This is a genomic window from Mesorhizobium sp. M5C.F.Ca.IN.020.29.1.1, from assembly GCF_003997375.1.
Lineage (GTDB): Bacteria > Pseudomonadota > Alphaproteobacteria > Rhizobiales > Rhizobiaceae > Mesorhizobium > Mesorhizobium wenxiniae.
Map to the genome: position 1 here is coordinate 1 of NZ_RZSW01000608.1, position 3,419 is coordinate 3,419.

Below are 3,419 nucleotides of genomic sequence, written 5' to 3' on the forward strand. Positions count from 1 at the left end.
GGCAAATGCGGTGCACGGTTGCGCGAAACAGCTTTAGCCAACGCCGGAAATGCGCCACTCCAAGGCCGGAGATCGCCAGGTGTGGCGGTAATGGCCGGCCTTCATAACGGGACGTCCGGAGCAGCGTAGCGGACCAGAAGTCGCACATCTTAGCCAGATGGCGCGGCCACGCCTCGGGCTGGATAGCGTCATGAAAGACGGGGCCGAGAAGATCGTCGCGGCGAATCTCATCATAAAAGCCGTGAACCACAAGACGGATCATGGCCTCGTCAAGCATGTCCGGCAACGGGGCACCACCGATGATGATCGTTCTCTTGCTCCGACCATTCGCAGTCATGTGCACGCTCTTGTTTTTCGAAGGCCCAAAGACCTCAAGATGATTTCCACACTCAAACAGCTCCGCAACGCGCCGAGTGGAGTCGCGTCCACGATGGCGTCGATGCATTTGCTTTCAAAGGGAGCCGTTCATCGATATGGGTCGGAATCGCACCATAAAGAAACATTGTCAATATATCTTTATTGGCCAACCTTGTTGATGTCCGCAAATCAGCACGTATCACCCCGCGCAAGAACTGCCGGCGCATCGCATTGTCGTTAGCGGTGCGCCTTTGCGAGGCATCGCTCCCAGGTTCCTGTCATGGCAGCCTTGATAGCAAAGCCGGCAGCCGTGGCTTGAGGGCAGTCGGCTGTTTATATGGGCGCGGAGTGCAGGCTCGCGGGCGGTATGCGCCGGAACGATATCAGCCAGCAGATGCGAAACATTGCGCGAGCGATGACCCCCCAGGACATCGGCGAAGCTGCGGCACGCAGCCCTGGTGACGCGAACGGTAGCATGCCCGCACGACACTCTATCGTTGGGCGGCCGCGTGCTGTAGCCGTGCGATCAGGTCGCGGTTGCGGCAATAGTCTGGCGGATCATCGGCTTGTTGGTGTTCGTCGAGCCAAGTCGAGCATTCATCCTGGTGCCCGCAGGAGCGGCAGCGGTCCACCGCCCGATTGGTGACGGCAACATGGTCCGGAACGACCTTCAATTGTTTGTCGACGCCGAGCTTCTGCATCATGCGGCCCATCAAGGCGGTCCTGGCGTCAACTGAAATCAGGTAGTCGAGAAAACTCATGTCGTTTCACTCCCGTTTCCCGGCAGGTTATTGCCGTGCTGGCGACCGCTGCATTGATCTCGGTCAACAGGAATCCCTCTGATCGATGAAACTGGCGGGCTTGAAGTTTCTGATGCGACCGGTGGTCAATACGACATGAAACGGTTGATGCTGCTCTCTCCGATCAGCGTACGCGTTACGCCGCCGAACGCCCATTCGCGCAGGCGGCTGTGGCCGTATGCTCCGGAGACGACCAGGTCAGCATGGATCGAGCGCGCGAATGTCAGCAGACGATCACCATCAGCCTCGCCGGCGATCAGTTCGGTTCGCGCCATGATGCCGTGGTGTTCAAGAAAGACGGCGACATCGGCGAGGCTGTCACGGATGGTGTCGTCGCGATCGCTATGGATTGTGGCGATGACCACTTCGTTGGCCTTGGCGAGGAAAGGCAAAGCATCGGCCAGCGCCCGTCGTGCCTCCCGGGTGTCCTTCCAGGCGACCAGCACGGTTTTTGCCATGATATGCTCGACATTGCTTGCGGTGATCAGGACTGGCCGGCCTGTGCCGAGTACAAGGCTTCCTATCTCGACGGCGCGATAGACATTTTCTCCCTCCCCGCCGCTGGTAACGATGAGGTCGGCGGCGCGGGCGGAGACGCTAAGAAAGGGAGTCGGGCTACAGACTTCCTGCCCCCATTCGCTGGTGATGGACGCAGGAACCAGGCTCTCGAATTCGGCACGCAGTTCGGCAAGCCGCTGTTCGATTTCTGCCCGCTGGATCTGCATGATCTCGCCTTCGTAGACCATGCCGTCGCCGGTCGCAACGAGCGGCGGGACGTCTGCAGCCGCCAGGCCGATAAGGTGAGCGCCGAAGCGTTCCGCAAGCTCGATCCCCAACTTCACCATCGGTGCAGGAGATGCATCTACGGCCAGATTCACTATAATTGATTTGTAGGACACTGGGGGCGCCTTTCCCTGGAGCGTTTGAATGCGATGATGAAGTGCATCCGCCGGCGCTCGACGCCTTGATGCGAGTCAAAAATCCTAGCGAGCGAGTCGATCGCGACTATTCGGTCTGATTGGTTTTTGCGTGTGCAGAAAGAGCGATGATGATAATTAGACTGCGTGGCGGGTTCGCTGATCAAAGGACATGATTTGGACGACAAACAAATACGTGACTTGTCGACCGACGCTCGCGGCGAAGGGCGCAGCACGGCCGAGCATGAGCGGCTCTCCCTGATGTTCGAGCAAGCCCCGGGGTTCATGACATTGATGCGTGAGCCGGGTCATGTCTATGAGTTGACCAATGCCGCCTATCAGCGCCTGATTGGCCAGAGGCAAGTAATAGGAAAGTCGGTACGCGAGGCGCTGCCCGAGCTCGAAGGTCAGGGTTTCTACGAACTGCTGGACCGGGTGTACGAAACGGGCGAGCCCTACAGGGGTCAGGGCGTGAAGGTCACCCTTCGCAACAAGGATGACGAGCCGGTCGAAGAGCGCATCCTCGACTTCGTCTATCAACCCATCAAGGCGGACGATGGCCGCGTCACGGCCATTTTTGTCGAAGGCACCGACGTCAGCGAGCTCTCTTTTGCAAACGCGGCCCTACGATTGCGCGAAGATCATTTGCGTTCGATCCTGGCCACGGTGCCCGACGCAATGGTCGTCATCGATGAACAAGGCAGTATTCAATCCTTCAGCACGGCTGCCGAAACGCTGTTCGGTTACCAGTCGAGCGAAGTCATGGGTCAGAACGTCAAGCTGCTGATGCCGTCGCCATACCGCGAAGAGCATGATGCTTATCTGCACCGCTATTTATCAACCGGCGAGCGCCGGATTATCGGGCTCGGCCGCACCGTCACTGGGATGCGTAAGGATGGCTCAACCTTTCCGATGGAGCTTTCCGTCGGAGAAATGCATCCTGGAACCGGCCGCTTCTTTACCGGTTTCTGCCGGGACTTGACCGAACGCTACAGAGCGGAAGCAAGAATACAGGAGCAACAGCAGGAGCTTCTCCATATGGCGCGGTTTACCGCGCTCGGCGAAATGGCTTCGACCTTGGCGCATGAGATCAACCAACCGCTCACGGCAATCACGAATTACCTCAAGGGCAGCCGACGGCTTCTCGAAAAAAGCACGGAAGAGAACGCGCCGGTGCTGAGGGACGCCGTCGAAAAGGCAGCGGAACAGGCATTGAGAGCCGGAGACGTCATTCGCCATCTTCGGGACTTCGTCGCACGAGGCGAAAGCGAGCGACAGGTCGAACGCCTGCCGGCGATCATCGAGGAAGCCTCGTCACTGGCCCTGGTCGGCGCAAGAGAAATAG

Annotated in this window: 4 protein-coding genes; 1 reads left to right on the plus strand and 3 read right to left on the minus strand. The window is 58.8% G+C overall.

What is annotated here, in order from left to right; translation table 11 throughout:
* From EOA85_RS38270 to EOA85_RS30695, 3 genes are all read right to left on the minus strand, one after another.
* A partial coding sequence (locus EOA85_RS38270; protein WP_245486156.1) for a group III truncated hemoglobin occupies positions 1-277 on the minus strand: 277 nt, incomplete at its 3' end.
* Between the two features lie 571 nt (positions 278-848).
* Positions 849-1,118: a DUF6455 family protein gene (locus EOA85_RS30690; RefSeq protein ID WP_127212231.1), complete on the minus strand. Its 270-nt coding sequence runs from the start codon at positions 1,116-1,118 to the stop codon at positions 849-851.
* 125 nt (positions 1,119-1,243) lie between these two features.
* Positions 1,244-2,056, minus strand: a complete 813-nt coding sequence (locus EOA85_RS30695) for a universal stress protein (protein ID WP_164759995.1) — start codon at positions 2,054-2,056, stop codon at positions 1,244-1,246.
* A gap of 279 nt (positions 2,057-2,335) precedes the next feature.
* Here EOA85_RS30695 and EOA85_RS30700 point away from each other — a divergent pair.
* The coding region (locus EOA85_RS30700) for a PAS domain S-box protein (RefSeq protein ID WP_245486158.1) at positions 2,336-3,419 on the plus strand (1,084 nt) is incomplete at its 3' end.